The following is a 21,278-nucleotide window of genomic DNA, read 5'->3' as shown; positions in this document are numbered from 1 at the left end:
TAGCCATGGCACAGGGGGCAGGCCACAGTAAAGCCCGCGAGTCGCGAAGGAATGGGATGGGATGCGTGTTGACCGCTTGCGCACGAGTCCCTGCCATGCCTAATAAGCGTCATGATCCTGGTGTGCCCTAATTGCGCGACGCGCTATGTTGTGCCGGACAGCGCGGTTGGCGTGAACGGTCGCCAGGTGCGCTGCGCCTCGTGCAAGCATAGCTGGTTCCAGGAACCAGCGCGCCTGTCACCGCGCGAAACGGCACCAGTCGCAGCCGTGCCGGTTGTTGAAACGCTGGTCGAGACATCTGCCCCTCCCGCAACGGCCATGTCCAGCGCCCCTGTCGCGCCGGTCCCCGTTGCGTCAACACCTGCCGCACCGCCGCCTGCACCCAGGGCCGAACCCACCGAAAGCGCGCCACCGATCGCCGCGCCTGCCGACCATCGTTTCGACGACATTTATGCGGGCGCTCCTTCCATCGACGCAGGCGGGGACAGCCATTTCACCCCCGCCCCGCCATTCAAGCCGCGCCGCAACAGGCTCAAACTGTGGACATGGGCAGCGGTCGCTTTTGCACTGGCCGTTGCCGCCGCCGGGGGCGCGCTGCATTATTTCGGGCCGCCGGGCTGGGCGGTCAATCTGGGCCTCGTCGCTGAAGAAGGCGACCCGGACCTGCTCTTCTATCTGTCCAAACCCGCCGAACGACGCAAGCTGCCGACGGGCGAGGAATATTTCGCCTTCGGTGCGCGGATCGTGAACAGCGGCGCGCAGGCGCTGCCCGTCCCTCCCGTGCTGGTGCAGCTACGTGACCGGCAGAACCGGCTGGTCTTCAGCTGGACGACGAAGGCCGACAAGACGCGCCTGAAACCCGGCGAAGAAGCCTCGATCAACGAGAGCCGGATCGACATCCCCAAAAACGCCGAAAATCTCTCGCTGACCTTCGTCCAGTAAAGGGCCGCTCGTCACCCACCTCCGTTCGTTTCGAGCGAAGTCGAGAAACCAGACACAGCCTCATCCTCTAAGGATAACTGACCGTCTTGGGCCGCCCCTGCGGGATCGGGATAAACTCCTGATCGTCGCCGGGAATCAGCGGAAAGCGCAGCGCTTCCCAATCTTCACGCGCCTGCATCAGCCGGTCGGTGGAGGAGGATACGAAATTCCACCATACATGGCGCGGCGACGTAAAGGCTTCGCCCCCACACAGCACGACGCGCCCACCATCCACGCTCATCAACGTCGCGCGCACGCCCGGCCGCAACACATAAAGCGTCTGGGGGATCAGCATCACCCCATCGAGCGCCGCATCGCCGCCCGAAACATAGATGGCCCGCTCATCCGCCGACGGATCAATCGGGATGCGACCGCCGGGCGATAGCTGGATATCGGCATAGATGGTCTGGGCATAGGTGGTGACAGGCGACGTTTGCCCCCACAGCGACCCCATGATGACGCGCGCGCGCACCAGCCCATCCTCGATCACCGGCAATCCTGCTTCGCCCACATGCTCGAACGCCGGGTCCATTTCCTCTACGGCGTCGGGCAACGCCAGCCATGTCTGGATCGCCGAAAGCCGCGAAGCCTTCGCGCGTTCGTCGTCGGGGGATCGTTCGGAATGGACGATGCCCTTGCCCGCCGTCATCAGATTGACCGCGCCACCCTCGATCAACTGCTCCGTGCCGAGCGAATCGCGATGCAGGAACGCGCCTTCATACATATAGGTCACGGTGGCCAGGTTGATATGTGGGTGCGGGCGCACATCGATGCCCTGCCCCGCGCCGATCTTGGCCGGTCCCGCCTGATCGAAGAAGATGAACGGGCCAACCATCGTGCGCCCCTTGACCGGCAGCGAGCGATGCACCTTGAAATCGCCCAGATCATGGGTCGTGGGCGTGATCGTCTGGATGATGATGTCGTCTGCGGTCATTTACGCTTCTCCCGGTGCGCGGGCCTTGATGGCAAGGGCGTGAACCTTGTCATGCAGCAGGTCGGCAAGCGCGCTGTTCACCTGCCGCTGCCGCGCGACGCGGCTCTGGCCGGTGAAAAGCGGCGATACGATCTCCACCGTAAAATGGCTCTCGCCCGACCCGTCATGCCCGGCATGGCCGCGATGTTTTTCGCTGTCGTCGATGACGGCGAGATGGTCGGGGGTCAGCGCAGTTTGCAGCCGCGCCTCGATTTCGGTGGCCACTGGGCCTTTCAGAATCTGGGTCATGGCCCCTATATAGACGGTTTGCCGCGACTTGCATCAGGACTCCCTTGTCGACCGACCCTTTCTCGACCCGTCGTTTCAACCGTTTCCATGGCCGGGTGGAAGGCGACCGCCCCTGCTCCGCGCCCGGCTGCCCGGAACCGGGCGAATTTCGCGCGCCCCCGGCTGAGGGCAGCAGCCCGACGAGCGAAGGCCCGCGCTGGCGCTGGTTCTGCCTCGATCATGTCAAAGCGTTCAATCAGGGCTATAATTTCTTCACCGGCATGTCCCCGGACGAAATCGCCGCCGCCCAGCGCCCCTATGCCGGGTGGGAGCGGGAGACGCGCGCTTTTTCCTCCAACGCGCACAGCCCACCGCCCAAATGGGCCGACTTTTCCGATCCCCTCGACGCGATCGGCGCGAAGTTCAAGGAACGCGTGGCCAAGGCGCGGGCAGACGCCCAGATGCGGCAGGACGGCGTGTTTCTCTCAGCCGAAGACCGCAAGCAACTGGCCGTCATGGGCCTGTCGGTGGACGCGGACCGCAAGGGGCTTCGCACCCGCTACACCGTGCTGCTGCGCCGCTATCACCCCGATCATAATGGCGGCGACCGCAGCCACGAAGGCGCTCTGCAAGGCGTAATCGCCGCCTACGCCCATCTGCGCAAGGCAGCCGCCTTCGCCTGAAGACGCTGTTACAGTAGGAACCATCCAATCAGCGCCCCGACCTGCATGACCGCAATCATCATCAGATGCGTCGAAAAGGGTTCCTTGCGGGTCTTATGACGAAACAGATGCCGTGCCAAAAACGCACCGGGCGTTCCACCGACACATGCAAGCGTCAGCAAGTCCGATTCCCGGATGCGCCGTTCACCCGCGATCGCCTTGGCCTTATCCAGATAAAAGGCCATCATGGTAACGGCATTTATTCCCAGAAAGGACATAGCGAGCATCATCATCGTCACCCCAATATCCCGACATTGGTGAAGAAAAGTTTTCGTACGCCTGTCCAGCGGTGACCTTACGACACAAACGACCATATCCGGCCACCCTTGCCGATCGCCCACCACGCTGCCATAGGCGCCGCCCGCCATCTGGAGATACGCCATGCACACGCCCCGCGCCCTGGGCCTGGATTTCGGCACGACCAACAGCGTCGTCGCCATCGCCGATGGCGGCCAATCCGACCTCATCGCATTTACCGGCGCGCAGGCGACCGGCGCGGTGTTCCGCTCGGCCCTGTGCTTCTGGCATGAGGAAAGCGTAAAGGGCGGCATCGCGCATGAAGCCGGGCCATGGGCGATCGCGGAATATATGGAATATCCCGAAGACAGCCGCTTTCTCCAGTCCTTCAAGTCCGTCGCCGCCAGCGCCATATTCGAAACCGCCAACGTGTTTGAAAAACGCCTGCGGTTCGAAGAACTGGGCCAGATGTTCCTCGCCCGCATGGTCGCCCATGCCGGTGGCGCGCTGGACGGACGCCCCGATCGGATCGTCGTCGGGCGGCCGGTCGAATATGCCGGCTCCCGCCCCGACGAAGCCCTCGCACGCAAACGCTATGATGCCATGTTCGCCGGGTTCGGCGCGGACATCCATTATGTCTATGAACCGCTCGGCGCGGCGTTCAGCTACGCCAGCCGCCTGACCCAGCCCGCCACCATCCTCGTCGCCGATTTCGGCGGCGGCACCAGCGATTTTTCCATCGTGCGCGTGGAAGCCCCCGGCTCTGCCCGTCGCGCCACCCCGCTCGGGTCGGCAGGCATCGGTATAGCGGGCGACCGGTTCGACTATCGCATCATGGACCATCTGGTGCTGCCGATGCTGGGCAAGGGCGGCAGTTACCAGTCGTTCGGCAAGACGCTGGAGATACCGCGCAGCTATTTCGCCGATTTCGCCGACTGGTCGCGGCTCGCCCTGATGCGCAATCGGCGGACGATGGACGAACTGACGCGCCTGCAAAAAAATGCCGACGATCCGCAAGCCATCGGCCGCATGATGACCGTGATCGAAAAGGAACTGGGCTACCCGCTCTATGATGCCGTGGGCAGCCTGAAACGCGCGCTGTCGATGCAGGATAGCGCAGCGTTCCGCTTCACCGGCGGCGGGCTGGAGATCGAGACGCAGGTATCGCGCGCCGACTTCGAAAGCTGGATCGCCCCCGACCTCGCCCGGATCGAAGCGACGGTGGACAAGGCGCTGGCCAAGGCAAATGTCGGCCCCGAAGCGATCGACCGCGTGTTCCTGACCGGCGGCTCTTCGCTCATCCCGGCGATCCGCGCGATCTTTGACGCCCGCTTCGGGGCGGACAGGATTGCGACCGGCGGGGAACTGACCTCCATCGCGCATGGTTTGGCGTTGATCGGGGAAGAGGCCAATTTGGCCGAATGGGCAGCTTGATAGTCGGGCGCTCCGCCTCCACTCTATCGACACGCCCTTGATGGATCGGTTAGGGCGATCGTGACTCGCAGAAAGATGACGACCCGATGACTGATATTTCGAACGTCCAGCCCGATACCCGCGCTGAAACGCTGATGGACGCGCCCGACCGCGAAGTGGACGCGCGCGAAATGTTCGGCATCGATGTCGACATGAAGATTCCCGCCTTCAGCCAAGCCGACGAACGCGTGCCTGACCTCGACCCCGCCTATGTGTTCGATCCCGACACCACGCTGGCGATCCTGGCGGGTTTTGCCCACAACCGCCGCGTCATGGTGCAGGGCTATCATGGCACCGGCAAGTCGAGCCATATCGAACAGGTCGCCGCGCGCCTGAAATGGCCGTGCATCCGCATCAACCTCGACGCGCATATCAGCCGCATCGATCTGGTCGGCCGCGACGCCATCGTCCTGCAGGACGGACAGCAGGTGACGCAGTTCAAGGAAGGCCTGCTCCCCTGGTCGCTCCAGCGCCCCGTAGCGCTCGTATTCGACGAATATGACGCCGGTCGCCCCGACGTCATGTTCGTCATTCAGCGCGTGCTGGAAACTGACGGCAAGATGACGCTGCTCGATCAGAACCGCGTCATCCGCCCCAATCCTTATTTCCGCCTGTTCGCGACCGCCAACACCGTGGGTCTGGGCGACACGACCGGCCTCTATCACGGCACGCAACAGATTAATCAGGGTCAGATGGACCGCTGGAATCTGGTCGTGGCGCTGAACTATCTGCCCGCCGCGACCGAAGCGCAGGTGGTTCTGGCCAAGTCGGGCGAATATGATCATGAAGGCGGCCGCAAGGAAGTCGAGCAGATGATCAAGGTCGCCGAACTGACGCGGCAGGGCTTCATCAACGGCGACATCTCGACCGTCATGTCGCCGCGTACGGTCATCAGCTGGGCGCAGAACGCGCTCATCTTCAAAAATGTCGGCTTCGCCTTCCGCCTCTCCTTCCTCAACAAATGCGACGAAGCGGAACGGGCGCTGGTCGCGGAATATTATCAGCGCGTATTCGGCAAGGACTTGCCCGAAAGCGTGGCGAACCGGGCGAAGTGACGATGTTTTTCTTCGATTTGCAATTTAATCGATGGAATGTAAGTGAGATAGTCTGTATTTCCGTTCCTATATCTCTTGATGGTAGCGATAATAAAAATGGCCGTAACGTCGAATTAAAAAATGGCAAAAAAGTTGTTATTGATGAGCGGAATTTCGACAATATAGATAATTTTGTTTTACATACCTTACCGGCCAAACCTGACCTTCTAGCTATCGCTTACGAAGATGATGAAGGCATAGAGCTTAAGCCAGTCCTAGCTTGGGCGTTGACGGCGGGTGGTAAATGCCTTCCAGTGACAAGGGATGGTGTGAACGATGGTGGAAATGGCGTTATGCCAATCATCGACTCAACACTTAAGCAAGACGTAGTCGGCTTTTACAAATCTCTTGCTCATTACCATGACTCATATGAAACGCCTGAAAGTTCTACGCTATGATCGTCGTCGAGCGGATCGCGCCAGACGGGACTGCGCACCGGGTCAGCATCCGCGGTCACGAAATCGTCGCCGATATGTCCGCGCCTGATGGCGACGACGCCGGACCGGACCCGCACGACCTCTATGATGCGGCGCTGGGCGCGTGCAAGGCGATGACGATGCTCTGGTATGCGCAGCGCAACGCCATTCCGGTGGAGGACATCCATGTCGGCGTGGTCCGCGACGCGAGCGAAGAGCGCAACGGCGTCTACAAGCTGACGACCCGCATCGCGCTGACCGGCCCGATGACCGACGAACAACATGACAGGCTGATCGCCGTGGCCGCCAAATGCCCGGTTCACAAACTGATGAGCCAAGTCGAAACGCAGATCGAAACCGTTGCGGTTCCGCGCGTGGGCAACCCCGAACGCGCATGACCGAACGCTCCGCCCTCGACGCTTTTAAGGACGTGCTGTCCGGCACAGCGCGATCCATGGCGCGCGACATGGAGGTGGAGGTGGGCTTTACCGCCGACGCCCCGCATATGGCGGGCAAGGCGATCAAGGTGCCCACGCCATCCCGCGCGCTGCCCGCCGATCAGGTGGCGCTGGCCCGTGGTTTCGCCGACGCCAACGCCCTGAAATTACGGCACCATAATGCCAGGGTCCATGCCGCGTCCGCACCGGGCGAACCGGTCTCGCGCGCCGTGTTCGACGCGGTGGAGCAGGCACGGGTGGAAGCAATCGGGTCGCGGCAGATGGTCGGCGTCCGCGCCAATCTCAACCATGCGCTCGACCTGCGCCTGAAGTCTGACCCCATCCGCCGGGCGCGCTCCGCCGACGAAGTGCCGCTGTCGACAGCGCTGGCGCTCAAGGTGCGCGAACGACTGACCGGCCAGCCAATCCCCAAGGACGTCGCGCCGGGCGTGGCGATGGTCGATCAGTGGATCGAGGACAAGGCCGGTGCCGATCTCGACGCCCTCGCTCTGGCGATCGATGACCAGCGCGCATTCCAGAAGATGGCGACGGCGATGCTGGAGCATCTCGCGCTGATCGATGCCGATGTGCCGCCCGATACCGAAGAACCCGAAGCACAGGACGAAGGCGAGGATCAGGAAGACCAGTCCGAAGACGGCGATTCGGGGCAGGACGAATCCGGTGACAGCGATGTGAATGCCGAAGCCCGCGCTGAAGATCAGGGCGGTGATACCGAAGACGGCGAAACCGACTATAGCGACGAATTCGACGCCGATAATGACGCGGGCGCGGATGATATGGGGGAGGAAGGCATGATGCCTGTCCGCCCCAACCGCCCGCTGTCCGACCTGCCGCCCGGCTTCGATTACAAAGCCTACACCACCAAGCATGACGAAATCGTCAGCCCGGAAGACCTGTGCGACGAGGATGAGCTGGTCCGGTTGCGCGGCTTCCTAGACCAACAGCTCGTCAGCTTGCAGGGGGCCGTGACCAAACTCGCCAACCGCCTGCAACGCCGGTTGATGGCGCAGCAGTCGCGGTCGTGGGACTTCGATCAGGATGAAGGCATGCTGGACGCCGCCCGGCTGGCCCGCGTCATCATAGACCCCACCCGGTCGCTGACCTACAAGATCGAGCGGGATACCGAATTTCGCGACACCATCGTCACCCTGCTGATCGACAATTCAGGCTCCATGCGCGGACGGCCGATCAGCATTGCGGCGATCAGTGCCGACATCATGGCCCGCACACTCGAACGCTGCGGGGTCAAGACCGAGATTCTGGGCTTTACCACTCGCGCGTGGAAGGGCGGGCAGAGCCGGGAGGAATGGCTGTCGGCCGGACGCCCGCCCATGCCCGGACGCCTCAACGACCTGCGCCACATCATCTATAAAAAGGCCGACGATCCGTGGCGGCGCGCGCGCAAGAATCTGGGCCTGATGATGCGCGAAGGGCTGCTGAAGGAAAATATCGACGGCGAAGCACTGCTTTGGGCACACAGCCGCCTGATCGCACGTTCCGAAGAACGGCGCATCCTGATGGTGATTTCCGATGGCGCGCCCGTTGATGACAGCACTTTGTCGGTCAACAGCGGCACCTATCTGGAACGCCATCTGCGCCAGGTGATCGAATGGATCGAAAACCGCTCACCCGTGCAACTGGTCGCGATCGGCATCGGTCATGACGTGACGCGCTATTACCGGCGCGCCGTCACGATCATGGATGCCGAACAGCTGGGTGGGACGATGGTCGAGCAACTGGCGGGCTTGTTCGATGAGGACTAAGCCTTGATTTCGTTTCGTTATAACAACGAAATTTTCCGCAATGGCCATAACCTTTGGTCCTCATTCAGGAAATCGCACCCCCCTGTCAGGACTAATCCATGAGCGTCGCATTCCGTCGTGAAGGCGACGACGAGCATATGGAACCGAAGTTCGAGCTGCCGATTCCGCCCGGTCCCAACTGGGTGACGCAGCGCGGCTTACGCCTGACGCGCGAGAAGGTAGCGGAACTGGAAGCCGCAGACATAACGGCGCTGGACGAGGAAACCGCCAAGAAACACAAGCGCGTCCTACGCTACTGGCGCACCCGGCTCGCCACGGCAGAGCTGCGACCTGCGCCGGACGGCGACACCATAGCCTTCGGATGCCGGGTCACCTATCGCTTGAACCAGCAGGACAAGACCGTCGGGATCGTCGGCGATGACGAAGCCGATCCGCACGAGGGCCGCATCAGCTTCTCCTCCCCCATCGCCCGCGCCATGATGGATGCCGAGGTCGGCGAAAAGTGCGATTTTGCGGGCAAGACCGATGCCGTCGAAATCCTGGCCATCGATATCCTCGACGAAGCCTGACTGACGAAGAGGGGCGGAGGGATCCTATGATCGCTCCGCCCCTCTTCGTGATTGATTGAATCTAAAAAGCCTTACGCCCCCCGGCCTGCCTCGAACAGGAACCAGGCCCGCTGTTCGGCCTGATCGGTCCAGTCATCGACAATGCCCTCGGTCGCATTGTCGCCCGCCTCCGTCGCCGCCGCCTTCACGGCGCGGAAAGATTCGACCAGCGCCAGATTGTCGTCACGCAATTCCTTGAGCATGTCGGCCGGGCTGACGAAATCGGCGTCATTGTCTGTCACGCTCTGATGCCGGGCAATGTCACCGATCGACCGCAGCGTCACATTGCCGGTCTTGCGTACGCGTTCTGCGATCAGGTCCGTCGTCGCGAGAATTTCGGTAGCCTGTTCATCGAACATCAGATGATAGTCACGGAAATGTGGGCCGGACACATGCCAGTGAAAATTCTTGGTCTTGAGATACAGCGCATAGCTGTCGGCCAAAACGCCATTCAGCGCAGCGGCGACAGACTTGGTCGCATTGCTTTTCAGATCGGTGGGCGTGTCGAGATCGGGCGCGGTCATACTGGTTCTCCTGCTGGGATTTAGTTTCGGATATATAATGATCCGGCGTCAAGATGGTGCCGTATAAACCGTAAGAATCCGCGGCAAATTCCCGATCAGTGTCAGCGAAGCGATCGATCAGACCAAGGCGAGTGCAGACAATCCAAGAACGGCACCGGTCACCAGCATGATCGCACCACCCCCGATACGAATGGCCCGCGACGGGAGCAGTGCCAGCAGCCTGTCCCGCAACAGCACCACCGGCACGAGCGCGACGATCACGCCGATCGCACCACCTATGCCCGCCAGCACAGGATGACCGGTCCGGGTCGCTATGCCCAGAATCAGGAATTGCGGACCGTCGCCAAAGCCCAGAATGAACAGGCCAAGCGCAGTCGTGACGAATGCGCCTGTCGGCCAGCCCGTCAGCAAGTCAGGCGCGCCGACCGGCCATAACAGGCCCACGCCCAGGAACAGAACCGAGAGGGCCAGAAAAAGGAGACGGGCATCTGCCCCCATCATCGGCCCGATCCATGCGCCAGCCGCAGCGGACAGCACAGCGTTGGCAGTAGCAGCGGCAACAATGCCAGCGATCACTGCGCCATTGCGGCGGTAACGGACCGCTAGCGCCAGAACCAGCAACTGGCTCTTGTCACCAATTTCGCCAAGCAAGGCGCCAAGCAAGGCGAGCAGCAGGGCGTCCATCGATGCGGACGATTCAGCCGCGCAGGGCGATGAGAGGTGCGGCGGGCATATGGGCGACCAGCGAGCCGATCGAGACAGACGGAGGGCCATCCTCCGGCATGTCCGCCGCGATCGCATCGCGCATCAGGTCGAGGTAGGACAGGACGACCGGACCCATGCCATGCAGCGACAGCGCCGATTCGAGCGTGCTGGCCAGCCCTTCGACCACATCGAGCCGAAAGGCGCGCGCGACATGGCGAATCTGGTCCACCTCGTCATGCAGGCGCGGAACGGACATATGGCCGCGTTGGCCAGCCACACCATCAACCCGACGCATCAGGTCGGCCAGAATCACCAGCATTGGATCATGTCGCATGGCGGACGTTTCCCCTGTCCAGTTGCCCAAGTCGCCATGATGGGCGCAACGGGTTAAGGCCGCGTAAACCGCCGGTTCGCCGTGCGTGCCCGCCCGCTAGCCTTGACAGCAGACTGAATCTGCCCCATGGGCCACGGCTGAAACGGGCGGTTCTACTGGACCGCTTTTCTTTTTTGTAATTCACGACCAGGGATTTGGGCCATGGCCAAGCCAGCAACTGTCAAGATTCGCCTCGTCAGCACCGCTGACACCGGCTTCTTCTACGTCACCAAGAAGAACCCTCGCACCAAGACCGAAAAGCTGAGCTTCAGCAAATATGACCCGGTCGTGCGCAAGCATGTCGAGTTCAAGGAAGCCAAGATCAAGTAAGCCGTCCACGGGCCACGCGCCCGGACGCAGGATCGGTTTCGATATAGCAAAAGGCCCGCCTCCATCTTGGATACGGGCCTTTTGCTATTACCGATATTTTGGGGACTATAACGCCCCCTTGCGACCCGAAGGCCGCAAGGGGTGTTCAGATCAGTTCCCGACCGGCTGGTCGTCGGTCCGGCGCACGACCACGGTCGAAGAGCGCGGCTCCTGCCCCGACACTGGCCAATTGCCAGTAGGATGCTGGATGTTGACGAAGAAGGTCTTCAAGTCCGGCGTATAGGCAAGGCCGGTAATCTCGCACCCGACCGGGCCGACCAGAAAGCGCTTGGACTGCTTGGTCGTCTGGTCGATGTAGAACATCGCATTATGGCCAAATGCCTGATCGATCGTCCGACCGGTCACGCCCGAATTACCCGGCACGCTATGATCGGTCTGAACCCACAACCGGCCCTTGGGGTCGATGCGGATGCCATCGGGGCTGGAGAAGGTGTCCCCGTTGATATTGCCGACCAGGTTCGCGCCGCCCGACGACAGAGATGGGTCACCTGCCTGAAGGAAGATTTCCCAAGTGAACTTGGTCGCGAGCGGCGAGTTGCCCTCTTCCTTGAACTTGATGATATGGCCGTGCAGGTTGCTGACGCGGGGGTTGGCGGCATCCGTGACGCGGCGGCCGCTATTGTTGGTCAGCGTGACGAAGATCGCGCTGTTATCGGGCGCAACCGTGATCCATTCCGGCCGATCCATGATGGTGCCGCCCGCGACACGCGCGGCGGACGCGCATTTCACCAGCACATCGGCCTGGCTCGCAAAGCTGACCGTGGTCGGCGCGGCGGGGGTCGTGCTTTGGCTGGTGTTGCCGGGGTCGAACGCTGCTGCCGTCAGGCCGTTCTGCCCCTGCACCAGCGCGCGCCATTCGCCCGATCCGTCGGCGTTGAAACGTGCGACATAGAGCGTGCCATAGTCGAGCAGGCTGGTGTTCGCTGCCCGGTTGGTGGTGCTGTAGGCTGTGTCTGGAATGAATTTATAGATGCAGCCCGGCGTCGAATCATCACCCATGTAGAAAGCGACGCGGCGGTCGCTATTGGCCATGAAGGCGACATTTTCATGGCTGAAACGGCCCATGGCCGTGCGCTTGGTCGGCGCGGCCAGTTCCAGATAGGGGTCGATTTCGACCACCCAACCATAGTTGGTCGCAGGCTGGGTCGGGTCGAGATAATTGTCGGTGGATTCTTCGCACGTCAGGTACGTCCCCCAAGGGGTGCGGCCTGACGAGCAGTTGTTGAGCATGCCCTTGATCGTCCCGGACAGCAGGCCAGCGGCGGGGCCACCGGCGCGATAGCTGCTGTTGCCGGTATAGCGCTTGTTATATTTCGATCCGGCTTTCACCGCCCATTTGCCATCGGTCCCCTTGGCGACTTCGACCACGCCCACGCCCACAGCGGACAAGGCGAGCGACTTCTGCGTCGCGCTGGCCGTGGCGGCATTATAGCTACCGGAAAACAGGATGTTGTAATCTGGCAGTTCGAAATTGATCGCGATCAGGCCGCCGGCATTGGCGTCCGTACCGGTCAGTTCGAAATATTCCATGCCGTCATGATTGCCGCCCGCCCATTTTTCGGCGTCGGCCGCAGTGGGATAGCTGCCCGAATAGGGCGTACCGGCCTCGATCGAATCGCCCGCCTTCAACAGCACGTCGACGGTGTAGCCTGCAGGCACGGTCACTGTATCGTTCTGGTTCGCGGCGACCGATGCGAAAGTGATCGCATAGCTGGGCGCAGGGGTGGGAGTCGGCGTTGGGGTCGGCGTGGGAGTTGCGCTGTCGTCATCATCGTCGCCACAGGCGGCAAGCGTGCCGAGCATCGGCAGGACAGACAGGCCAAGCAGTCCGTTTTTCAGGACGGAGCGGCGGCCGGGATTGGCGGCGACGATCGCTTCCAGACTGTCATCGCCCAAAGCAATGGCCGGCTGCGCGGCACGATACGGCGCGCGCGCCTCGTCGGTCAGGTGAGACATGGATATACCCCTGTTGTTGTCATGGGTCGTCGGCCAGACGCCGCGCCCTTCGCAATGGCGAGGTGGCACAGGGGGATGACGTGAAAGCGGCTCTATGAAGTCGTGCGCGTGAAAGCTGCGTGACAAGAGAATGACAAGATAGTCCCGACCGTTACAGCAGGGCGTTCACCTGCTCCATGAAGCGCAGGACGGATATGGGTTTCGACACATAAGCCTGCGCCCCCGCCGCACGGATTCGGTCCTCATCCCCCTTCCCCGCATAGGCGGTGACCGCCATGATCGGGACCGGCGAAAGGCGATCGTCGCCCTTTAAGGAAATGATGAGGTCAAGACCACTGACATGGGGCAGATGAATGTCGGTGATGACAAGGTCGGGCAGGAAGTCGCGCGCCTGCGCCAACACGTCGCGTCCGTCGCGCAACGGCAACACCTCATGGCCGTGCGCACGCAGGAGGTCGCAAAAAAGTTTGAGATTAAGTTCGTTGTCCTCGACAACGAGCACGCGCTTTGCCACCAGTCACTCGCAATATCAGTTCATGAAGCAGACCCCCGACCGCTTCCCCGCCGAAAGTCCATCATGCGACCCGATACAGAATATGGCAAGCGCGATAGCGGCCCGCAGAGCGCGCAGGAGGCGATGACTTTAGCGCTGATGGCGCTGGGCTGGACCATATCGGACGGCGATCGCGCCGACCGCTTACTGGCGCTGACTGGACTGGATGCCGATGCGTTGCGTGCCGGGATCGATCAGCCTGCGATATTGGGCGCCGTGCTGGCATTTTTGGCTGATCATGAGCCGGACCTGATCTCCTGCGCCTACGCGATCGACACCACGCCAGCGGCATTGATCGCGGCTCAGGAAAGATTGAGTAAATGACCCGCCCGTTGATCATCACCGATTGCGACGAGGTATTGTTGCACATGGTCGTGCCATTCCGTGCATGGCTGGACGAAGCGCATGATGTGCATTTCGACATGCGGGAACGCGGTTTCGTCGAAGCGTTGCGGCACAAGGATAGCGGCCTGCCGCTGGAACGCGATCTGGTGTGGGAATTGCTGGTCGCTTTTTTCGATACGGAAATGCATCGTCAGGCACCCATCGCCGGCGCGGTCGAAGCGCTGGGAAGGCTGTCGCGCATTGCCGACATCGTCGTGCTGACCAACATCGGCGAGCGGCACCATCAATTGCGGGTCGAACAGTTGGCAAGCCATGGCCTGGATCTGCCGGTCCATTGGAACCGTGGTCCCAAGGGCGAGCCGCTGGCGCGGATCGTCGCCGATCGGCAGGCGGACGTCGCCCTGTTCATCGACGATCTGGCTGAACATCATGAATCGGTCGCCATCCATGCACCCGGCGTCTGGCGACTGCACATGGTTGGCGAACCGGAAATCGCCGCCGATGTGCCTGCCGCCACCCATGCCCATGCCCGGATAGACGACTGGGCGGCGGCGGAACGTTGGATTACCGACCGGCTGGCACACGGCCCGACCCCTTCTTCCCTGATCCCAAGCGATGGAGTTTCCCTATGAGCATCGAAGCGCGCCTGACCGAACTGGGCATCACCCTGCCCCAGCCTGCCGCGCCCGTCGCCGCTTATGTGCCCGCAGTGGAGGCGGGTGGCCTGCTGCATCTGTCGGGTCAGATCGCCTTTACCGACGGCGCATTGATGACCGGACGGCTGGGTGAGGACCGGGATCTGGACTATGGCGTGCGCGCGGCGCGGGCTTGTGGCCTCAACCTCATCGCACAAATGAAAGCGGCATTGGGATCGCTCGACCGGGTCGAACGGATCGTGAAGCTGGGCGCGTTTATCAGCAGCGCTCCGTCCTTCACCGACCAGCCCAAAGTCGCAAATGGCGCATCCGAATTGATGGTCGAGATATTTGGTGACGCGGGCAAGCACGCTCGCAGCGCCGTGGGCGTGCCGGTACTGCCGCTGGGCAGCGTAGTCGAAATCGACGCCATCGTCCTGGTTCGCCCGGCCTGAGCAAGAGACCCGACGACCAACTGGCATGGCTGACCGCCCGCCCCTTCGCCCATCGCGGGCTGCACGGGCCGGGCATCATCGAAAACAGCATGGCGGCATTCGAGGCCGCCATCGCGGCAGGATTTGGCATCGAATGCGATGTCAGGATCAGCAGCGACGGGCAGGCCTTCCTGTTCCACGATGCCGCGCTGGCACGGATGACAGGCGCTAACGGCGCGATCGAAACACTGGATAGTGCGCACATCGACCGGTTACGGCTTGCGGACGGAAAGCCAGTTCCCCGACTGTCGGCACTGCTGGCGCTATGCCCGCCAGACTGGCCGCTGTTGTTGGAGGTCAAGGCCGATGGCTCGCGTGCCGAACCGTTCTGCGAAGCGGTAGTGCGGGACTTGGCCCGGCAGCAACGGCGAGCCACCGCGATCATGTCCTTCCACCCTGGAGTCGTGCGCTGGTTCGCGCGGAACAGGCCACAGACGGTGCGCGGGATGATCGTCACGGAGCAGAACAAGGGCAAGGCGCGCGCCCGCATCGAAAGCACCCTTGCACTTTGGCTGGCAAAGCCCGACTTTCTGGCTTGTGACGTTCGTGACCTTCCTACGCCGCTATCCGTTCGCGCTCGCTCTCAGGGCGTGCCCATGCTGACCTGGACCGTGCGCAGCGATGCAATGTGCGCCAGCGCTGCGCGGCATGCCGACCAGATCATCTTCGAGCGATCGCATGACTGACGTCGTGGCGCGCATCGCCGCGGGAGTCGCCGACCTGCCCCGCGACCAGTGGGACGCCTGCGCCGGGTCCGACAATCCTTTCGTCTGCTGGGATTTTCTGGCCGCGCTCGAACAATCGGGCAGTGTTGGCGAGAGCACGGGTTGGCAGCCGCTGCCACTGGTGATCGATGGGCCGGACGGCCGCATCGCCGCCGCTGCGCCACTTTACGGCAAGAGCCACAGCCAGGGCGAATATGTATTCGACCATGGCTGGGCCGATGCCTGGGAACGAGCAGGGGGACGCTATTATCCCAAGATTCAGCTCGCCGCGCCCTTCTCTCCCGTCCCCGGACCAAGGCTTCTGCTACGCGACAGGGCGCTTGCACCCGCCCTGATCGCAGCGATCGAGACACTTGTGGAACGCGACCGGCTGTCGTCGGCGCACGCAACCTTCATCGCGCCGGACCAGATAGCGCTATTCGAAGCCGCAGGCTGGATGATTCGCGAAGACAGCCAGTTTCACTGGACCAACAGGGGCTATAGCGCTTTTGCCGATTTCCTCGCCGACCTGTCGAGCGAGAAACGCAAGAACATCCGCAAGGAACGCGCCCGCGCTGTGCAGGGGCTGGAGATCGTCCATCTGACGGGCAGCGACCTGACCGAGGCCCATTGGGATATATTTTGGGAATTTTATCAGGATACCGGCGCGCGCAAATGGGGACAGCCTTATCTGACGCGATCATTCTTCTCCCTGCTAGGCGAGCGGATGGCGGACAAGATATTGCTGGTTCTCGCCCTACGCGACGGGCGGGCGATCGCAGGCGCATTGAACCTGATCGGCACGGACACGCTTTTCGGGCGCTATTGGGGCTGCGTCGAGGACGTGCCGCATCTCCATTTCGAACTATGCTATTATCAGGCGATCGACATTGCGATCGCACTTGGCCTCAAACGCGTCGAGGCTGGCGCGCAAGGCAGCCACAAGCTCGCCCGCGGTTATGCGCCCGAGCCTACATTTTCCGCCCATTATATTCCCGACGCGGGCTTTGCCAGGGCGATTGCCGACTTTCTGGCTGCCGAACGGGCAGGCGTTCAGGACGACCGGCAATGGCTGATCCAGCGAACGCCCTTTAAAAAGAGCGATGGATCATCAGGCGGCGCGTAATTGTGTAGTGGCAATAATGGCGCGCGCCTGGCGCTGGGCCTCGGCAATTTCGCGGGCCGTCATTTCTTCGGCGATTTCCGCACGCATGCTCTGCCCCTGTTCGCTGCCACGCAGCGCGGCAAGATTGAACCATTTATGGGCTTCGATCAAGTCGATGACCACGCCACCCGTGCCGCAACTATAAGCGACGCCCAGATCGAAACACTCTTCCGCCGATCCTGCCGCAGCGCGCGACAGGCGCGCATCTATTAGAAATTGCGCGCTCTTTATGCTGTTGCCCATAATGCTATGTCCCTGTTCAAATCTAACTCAATGGATCTGGACCCCCTTTTCCACGAAAAGCAGATTGGACCGGGAACCGATAAAAAATGGTTAACGCGGTATGGGAGATCGTCATGCCGCCGCCAGTAAACACGGGCGTAAGCAAGGTTAATGGAACACGCTGCCTCCCTTAATCCGTGGCAGATAAGGACTGGCATCGACACGCCATTATCCCCATAGCCACCGCATGACGCAGCCAATATCCGCAAACCACGCGCCCACAGGCAAGGACATCCATTTCAGGGAGTTCGTATTGCTGTGCGCATGTCTGATGGCGATGAACGCGATGTCGATCGACCCGATGCTGCCCGCGCTGCCTGCCATTGGTCGGGATCTGCACATTCCCCATCCAAACGACCGCCAATTGATCATCAGCGTCTATTTCATGGGGCTGGGTATAGGGTCGTTGCTGTTTGGCGTGCTGTCCGACCGTTATGGTCGCAAGAAAGTCCTGGGCAGTGCGATGGTGCTGTTCATCCTCTCCTCGATCGCTTGCGCAGGCGCGCAGAGTTTTGGCATGATGCTGATCGGTCGCGGCTGCGCTGGCTTCTTTGCAGGGGCAAGCCGCGTCATTACAGTGGGCATCGTGCGCGATCGTTTTCAGGGCGATGCCATGGCACGGGTGATGTCGCTGATCTTTGCGGTCTTCATGCTGATCCCGGTCATGGCACCCAGCTTCGGCCAGGCCGTGCTGTTGATCGCCCCATGGCGCTGGATCTTCTGGGCATTGGCCATACTGGCGACGATGATCCTGCTGTGGATGGTCATCCGGTTGCCCGAAACGCTGGCGCCGGAAAACCGGGTGCGCATTTCGGCCGGTGCGATTTGGCAAACGGTGCGCGTCGTCGTCACCACACGCAGTTCGATTGGCTACATGATGGCCAGCGGGGTAGTGATGGGCGGCCTGATCGGCTTCATCCTGTCGGTGCAACAGATTTTCTTCGACATCTTTGACGCTGAACAGATTTTTCCCATCGCTTTCGCCCTGATTGCCGGGAGCATGGGGATCGGCAGCTTGGTCAACAGCCGGTTGGTGTCGCGCTTTGGCGCGCGGCGGCTAAGTCAGGGCGCGTTGTTGATGTTGATCCTGACCGCCATCATTCATCTGGCGGTGATCTGGCTCGAACGCGAAACGCTCGTGACGTTCATTGCATTGCAATCGCTCACCATGCTGTCGGTGGCCTTCACCGCATCGAATTTCAGCGCGATCAGCATGGAGCCATTTTCCAGAGGCGCAGGCGTCGCTTCATCCTTTCAGGCATTTTTGACCACGGCCCTGTCGAGTATATTGGGCAGCGTGATCGGACGCGCCTTCAATGGCTCCACCTTGCCATTGACGTTGGGTCTGGCGGTCTTCGGCGCCCTATCCTTCCTCATCATTATCTGGGCAGAGCGGGGCCGCCTGTTCACCCGTCCAAATCATGCCGCGCTCCGCGACAATGTGGTCCAGCCTACGACATAAAAAAGGGGCGGTTTCGCGCCCCTTTTTTTTCAAATCATCAGGCGTCCCGGTCACTGCCCGGTAGCGGCGGCACCGGCAAAGGTGGAATGCCTGCATCGCCTTCATGGCTATCGACGATTCCGCGCCCGACATGGGAGCGGCGATAGCTATAGCCATAATAGACGAGCAACCCGACTGCGGCCCAGGCCACGAACATCAGCTTCGTTTCGGTGCCAAGGCTGATGAACAGGTATAGACAGCCCAGAATGGCGATCGGCGCCGTGATCATCACGCCGGGCGTGCGGAACGGGCGCTTGCGATCTGGATCCGTCTTGCGAAGCACCATCACCGCGATCGACACGGCGGCAAAGGCAAATAATGTGCCCGAGTTGGAGATGTCCGCCAATATGCCGACCGGGAAGAATGCCGCAAACAACGCGACGAAGATGCCGGTCAGGATGGTGATGACATAGGGAGTCTTATATGTCGGATGCACCTTGGAAAAAACTTCCGGCAGCAGGCCATCGCGGCTCATGACAAAGAAGATGCGGGTTTGGCCGAACATCATCATCAGGATGACCGAAGGCAGTGCAAGACCGGCGGCAAGCCCCAGCAGGTTGCCGATCTGTGGCCACCCGATTTCGCGCAGAGTCCAGGCCAGCGCTTCCTTCGAACAGGTGACAGCTTCGGCACCCGCCGCAGTCAGCGCAGCGCATTGTTGCGACAGCGCCGTGGAACCGGGAGCAAGGATTTCACCAGCAGGGCCAGACACGGGCTGTGCCCCCACCGTGCCGATGACACCGGCGGCAACCAGCATGTAAAAGACGGTGCAGATCGCAAGCGATCCGATCAGGCCGATCGGCATGTTGCGCTGTGGATTTTTCGTTTCTTCGGCCGCAGTCGATACCGCATCGAACCCCACATAAGCGAAGAAGATCGATGCAGCCGCTGCCGATACGCCGGAAAAGCCGAGCGGCATAAACGGCGTGAACTTGTCCATATGCATGACCGGCAGCGACAGGACAACGAACAGCGTCAGTGCAGCAACCTTGATCGCGACCAGCACCGCGTTGACGCTGGCACTTTCCTTCGTCCCGATCACCAGCAGCCAAGTGACCAGCCCAGCGATCAGCATCGCGGGCAAGTTGACCATGCCGCCGTCGAACGGCCCACGCGTCAGCAGGTCGGGTATGTCGATCGCGAACGTATGTTCCAGCAAACCGACGACATAGCCGGACCAGCCTACAGATACCGCCCCCGCCGCTACCGCATATTCCAGAATCAGCGCCCAACCGACCATCCAGGCGATGAGTTCGCCCATGACCGCATAGCTATACGTATATGCCGAACCGGACACAGGCACCATCGACGCCATTTCGGCGTAACATAGCGCGGCAAAGGCACATACGAACCCTGCGATGACGAAGGACAATATCATGCCTGGCCCCGCCTTTTGCGCTGCCTCTGCCGTCAGCACGAAAATGCCGGTGCCAATGACGGCGCCAATGCCCAGCATCGTCAATTGAAATGCGCCCAGAGAGCGATGCAACGATTTCTTTTCGGCTGTCGCCAATATGGCGTCCAGAGGCTTTACGCGCCCGAATATCATGAATGGAACCCTTTATCTTTCGATCTTGTGCCCCGGCGGCTCGACCAGCCCCCTTTTGCTATACTGCCAGAGACTATCGCCTAATCCGGCGCGCGCAAGTATGTTGCGTCGTCGTGACATGATCAATGTACGCGCTGCAGGAAGGAAGCCTGATGATCGAATTGTTAACGTCGCCTGTGTTGGGCGGCATACCCCATGGTTTTGCCGGACGGCGCGGCGGTGTTTCGCAGGGCATATATGCCGGTTTGAACGTCGGAATCGGTTCCGACGACGACCCGACGGCTGTTGCAGCAAATCGAAATCTGGCGCGCGACGCACTGTTGCCTGACGCAGAGCTGATCACCGTGCGGCAGGTGCATTCAGCCGAAGTTCTGACGGTGACTCACGCGGTCGGCAAGGATGAACGGCCTGCCGCTGATGCGATGGTGACGGACAGGCCGGGGCTTCTGCTGGGGATATTGACGGCAGATTGCGTACCGGTGCTGTTTGCCGATCGCACGGCGGGCGTGATTGGCGCAGCGCATGCCGGATGGAAGGGAGCGATTGGTGGCGTAACCGATCAGACGATTACCGCGATGGAGGCGCTGGGAGCGCGACGTGGTTCCATTGTTTGCGCGATTGGGCCATGCATTGTGCGTTCGTCTTATGAGGTCACGCTGGATTTTGCGGATCGGTTTGAGCGGGACGAGCCAAACAATGCGCGGTTTTTCACGGCGGGGCGTTGGGGGCATGCTCAGTTCGATATCGCAGGCTATGTGGCGTCGCGTTTGCAGGACGTAGGTGTGCGACAGATCGCACTGTTGGAAGAGGACACCTATACTCAACCGTATCGTTTTTTCAGTTATCGTCGATCATGTCATTCAGGAGAAGCTGACTATGGTCGTCAGATTTCGATGATCGGGTTGCCGGGCTAAGCTATTTAGGGCGTAGTAGTGATCGGCGTGACATCTGGCCTCTTCTGGCCGAGAATGCACAAGGCCCCGGCGCTTTCGCGTCGGGGCCTTGTGGACTGTCGGTTTCGGTGGTTGCGGGAGTAGGATTTGAACCTACGACCTTCAGGTTATGAGCCTGACGAGCTACCGGGCTGCTCCATCCCGCGTCAACCTGTTTAGCCTCAAGCACCGGGGGGAACATCGGTTCCCCTGGCTT

At 61.3% G+C, this 21,278-nt stretch carries 26 protein-coding genes and 1 tRNA gene; 16 read left to right on the top strand and 11 right to left on the bottom strand.

Translation table 11 applies throughout. The annotated features are described in order from the left end of the window. Positions 1-111: 111 nt before the first annotated feature. The gene (locus tag WA070_RS05500; RefSeq protein ID WP_422633118.1) at positions 112-942 is read left to right on the top strand and encodes an MJ0042-type zinc finger domain-containing protein; all 831 of its coding nucleotides are present in this window, start codon (positions 112-114) and stop codon (positions 940-942) included. A gap of 67 nt (positions 943-1,009) precedes the next feature. Here the strand turns inward: WA070_RS05500 and WA070_RS05495 are convergent, their stop codons facing one another. Together WA070_RS05495 and WA070_RS05490 are read right to left on the bottom strand one after the other, a co-directional pair. Then, positions 1,010-1,915 carry a pirin family protein gene (locus tag WA070_RS05495; protein WP_422633117.1) on the bottom strand — a complete coding sequence of 302 codons (906 nt, stop codon included), beginning with the start codon at positions 1,913-1,915 and terminating at the stop codon, positions 1,010-1,012. Continuing rightward, the gene (locus WA070_RS05490; RefSeq protein ID WP_422633116.1) at positions 1,916-2,203 is read right to left on the bottom strand and encodes a BolA family protein; all 288 of its coding nucleotides are present in this window, start codon (positions 2,201-2,203) and stop codon (positions 1,916-1,918) included. A gap of 44 nt (positions 2,204-2,247) precedes the next feature. Between WA070_RS05490 and WA070_RS05485 the strand changes: the two genes are divergently transcribed. Further along, on the top strand, positions 2,248-2,865 hold the full coding sequence (locus tag WA070_RS05485) for a DnaJ domain-containing protein (protein WP_422633115.1): 618 nt from the start codon (positions 2,248-2,250) through the stop codon (positions 2,863-2,865). An 8-nt stretch (positions 2,866-2,873) separates the two neighbouring features. Here the strand turns inward: WA070_RS05485 and WA070_RS05480 are convergent, their stop codons facing one another. Then, entirely contained in the window at positions 2,874-3,131 is a 258-nt protein-coding gene (locus WA070_RS05480) for a DUF1294 domain-containing protein (RefSeq protein WP_422633239.1), read from the bottom strand. 154 nt (positions 3,132-3,285) lie between these two features. Here WA070_RS05480 and WA070_RS05475 point away from each other — a divergent pair, with 154 nt between their 5' ends. The 6 genes from WA070_RS05475 (at position 3,286) to WA070_RS05450 (ending at position 8,914) form a co-directional block, all read left to right on the top strand. Continuing rightward, entirely contained in the window at positions 3,286-4,575 is a 1,290-nt protein-coding gene (locus WA070_RS05475; protein WP_422633114.1) for an Hsp70 family protein, read from the top strand. A gap of 86 nt (positions 4,576-4,661) precedes the next feature. Continuing rightward, positions 4,662-5,669: a cobaltochelatase subunit CobS gene (gene cobS / locus WA070_RS05470; protein ID WP_422633113.1), complete on the top strand. Its 1,008-nt coding sequence runs from the start codon at positions 4,662-4,664 to the stop codon at positions 5,667-5,669. Positions 5,670-5,671: 2 nt separating this feature from the next. Continuing rightward, positions 5,672-6,106: a hypothetical protein gene (locus WA070_RS05465; protein WP_422633112.1), complete on the top strand. Its 435-nt coding sequence runs from the start codon at positions 5,672-5,674 to the stop codon at positions 6,104-6,106. Further along, positions 6,103-6,522 carry an OsmC family protein gene (locus WA070_RS05460; RefSeq protein WP_422633111.1) on the top strand — a complete coding sequence of 140 codons (420 nt, stop codon included), beginning with the start codon at positions 6,103-6,105 and terminating at the stop codon, positions 6,520-6,522. The genes WA070_RS05465 and WA070_RS05460 overlap by 4 nt, the downstream gene beginning before the upstream one ends. Then, entirely contained in the window at positions 6,519-8,345 is a 1,827-nt protein-coding gene (cobT, locus tag WA070_RS05455) for a cobaltochelatase subunit CobT (protein WP_422633110.1), read from the top strand. Before WA070_RS05460 ends, cobT begins: the two co-directional genes overlap by 4 nt. 98 nt (positions 8,346-8,443) lie before the next feature. Next, the gene (locus tag WA070_RS05450) at positions 8,444-8,914 is read left to right on the top strand and encodes a GreA/GreB family elongation factor (protein WP_422633109.1); all 471 of its coding nucleotides are present in this window, start codon (positions 8,444-8,446) and stop codon (positions 8,912-8,914) included. 71 nt (positions 8,915-8,985) lie between these two features. On the opposite strand, the gene WA070_RS05445 is transcribed toward WA070_RS05450, so the two are convergent. From WA070_RS05445 to WA070_RS05435, 3 genes are all read right to left on the bottom strand, one after another. Then, positions 8,986-9,477, bottom strand: coding sequence for a Dps family protein (locus tag WA070_RS05445; protein WP_422633108.1), 492 nt, complete (start codon positions 9,475-9,477; stop codon positions 8,986-8,988). A 117-nt stretch (positions 9,478-9,594) separates the two neighbouring features. Beyond that, positions 9,595-10,161: a TMEM165/GDT1 family protein gene (locus WA070_RS05440; RefSeq protein WP_422633107.1), complete on the bottom strand. Its 567-nt coding sequence runs from the start codon at positions 10,159-10,161 to the stop codon at positions 9,595-9,597. Between the two features lie 13 nt (positions 10,162-10,174). Next, complete coding sequence (locus WA070_RS05435) at positions 10,175-10,516, bottom strand: hypothetical protein (RefSeq protein ID WP_422633106.1); 342 nt, start codon at positions 10,514-10,516, stop codon at positions 10,175-10,177. A gap of 201 nt (positions 10,517-10,717) precedes the next feature. Between WA070_RS05435 and rpmG the strand changes: the two genes are divergently transcribed. After that, complete coding sequence (gene rpmG, locus WA070_RS05430) at positions 10,718-10,885, top strand: 50S ribosomal protein L33 (RefSeq protein ID WP_006959016.1); 168 nt, start codon at positions 10,718-10,720, stop codon at positions 10,883-10,885. Positions 10,886-11,035: 150 nt separating this feature from the next. Here rpmG and WA070_RS05425 read toward each other — a convergent pair whose 3' ends face one another. Further along, positions 11,036-12,901: a PhoX family protein gene (locus WA070_RS05425; RefSeq protein ID WP_422633105.1), complete on the bottom strand. Its 1,866-nt coding sequence runs from the start codon at positions 12,899-12,901 to the stop codon at positions 11,036-11,038. Positions 12,902-13,052: 151 nt separating this feature from the next. Continuing rightward, positions 13,053-13,415 carry a response regulator gene (locus WA070_RS05420; protein WP_422633104.1) on the bottom strand — a complete coding sequence of 121 codons (363 nt, stop codon included), beginning with the start codon at positions 13,413-13,415 and terminating at the stop codon, positions 13,053-13,055. A gap of 63 nt (positions 13,416-13,478) precedes the next feature. Between WA070_RS05420 and WA070_RS05415 the strand changes: the two genes are divergently transcribed. Genes WA070_RS05415 through WA070_RS05395 form a run of 5 tightly spaced genes read left to right on the top strand, consistent with a single transcriptional unit; the run spans position 13,479 to position 16,758 of the window. Next, entirely contained in the window at positions 13,479-13,778 is a 300-nt protein-coding gene (locus WA070_RS05415; protein ID WP_422633103.1) for a DUF3572 domain-containing protein, read from the top strand. Further along, positions 13,775-14,431 (top strand): HAD family hydrolase, encoded by a 657-nt coding sequence (locus WA070_RS05410; protein WP_422633102.1) that lies wholly within the window; start codon positions 13,775-13,777, stop codon positions 14,429-14,431. The genes WA070_RS05415 and WA070_RS05410 overlap by 4 nt, the downstream gene beginning before the upstream one ends. Beyond that, entirely contained in the window at positions 14,428-14,889 is a 462-nt protein-coding gene (locus WA070_RS05405; RefSeq protein WP_422633101.1) for a RidA family protein, read from the top strand. Before WA070_RS05410 ends, WA070_RS05405 begins: the two co-directional genes overlap by 4 nt. Then, on the top strand, positions 14,886-15,614 hold the full coding sequence (locus tag WA070_RS05400; protein WP_422633238.1) for a glycerophosphodiester phosphodiesterase family protein: 729 nt from the start codon (positions 14,886-14,888) through the stop codon (positions 15,612-15,614). The genes WA070_RS05405 and WA070_RS05400 overlap by 4 nt, the downstream gene beginning before the upstream one ends. Continuing rightward, a complete protein-coding gene (locus WA070_RS05395; protein WP_422633100.1) occupies positions 15,607-16,758 on the top strand; it encodes a GNAT family N-acetyltransferase in 1,152 nt (383 codons plus the stop codon). The genes WA070_RS05400 and WA070_RS05395 overlap by 8 nt, the downstream gene beginning before the upstream one ends. Here WA070_RS05395 and WA070_RS05390 read toward each other — a convergent pair. Beyond that, positions 16,744-17,040, bottom strand: a complete 297-nt coding sequence (locus WA070_RS05390; protein WP_422633099.1) for a hypothetical protein — start codon at positions 17,038-17,040, stop codon at positions 16,744-16,746. The genes WA070_RS05395 and WA070_RS05390 overlap by 15 nt on opposite strands. Before the next feature lie 226 nt (positions 17,041-17,266). On the opposite strand from WA070_RS05390, the gene WA070_RS05385 reads away from it, so the two are divergent. Then, positions 17,267-18,541, top strand: a complete 1,275-nt coding sequence (locus WA070_RS05385) for a multidrug effflux MFS transporter (RefSeq protein WP_422633098.1) — start codon at positions 17,267-17,269, stop codon at positions 18,539-18,541. A gap of 37 nt (positions 18,542-18,578) precedes the next feature. Here the strand turns inward: WA070_RS05385 and WA070_RS05380 are convergent, their stop codons facing one another. Then, positions 18,579-20,129 carry an amino acid permease gene (locus WA070_RS05380; protein ID WP_422633097.1) on the bottom strand — a complete coding sequence of 517 codons (1,551 nt, stop codon included), beginning with the start codon at positions 20,127-20,129 and terminating at the stop codon, positions 18,579-18,581. 152 nt (positions 20,130-20,281) lie between these two features. Here WA070_RS05380 and pgeF point away from each other — a divergent pair, with 152 nt between their 5' ends. After that, positions 20,282-21,043 carry a peptidoglycan editing factor PgeF gene (pgeF, locus tag WA070_RS05375; RefSeq protein ID WP_422633237.1) on the top strand — a complete coding sequence of 254 codons (762 nt, stop codon included), beginning with the start codon at positions 20,282-20,284 and terminating at the stop codon, positions 21,041-21,043. A 108-nt stretch (positions 21,044-21,151) separates the two neighbouring features. Here the strand turns inward: pgeF and WA070_RS05370 are convergent. Further along, a tRNA-Met gene (locus tag WA070_RS05370) sits at positions 21,152-21,228 on the bottom strand. Positions 21,229-21,278: the final 50 nt, after the last annotated feature.

Origin of the sequence: Sphingobium sp. (assembly GCF_049304695.1) — a bacterium.
Classification (GTDB): Bacteria; Pseudomonadota; Alphaproteobacteria; order Sphingomonadales; family Sphingomonadaceae; genus Sphingobium.
This window is presented reverse-complemented; position numbering and strand designations above follow the sequence as displayed.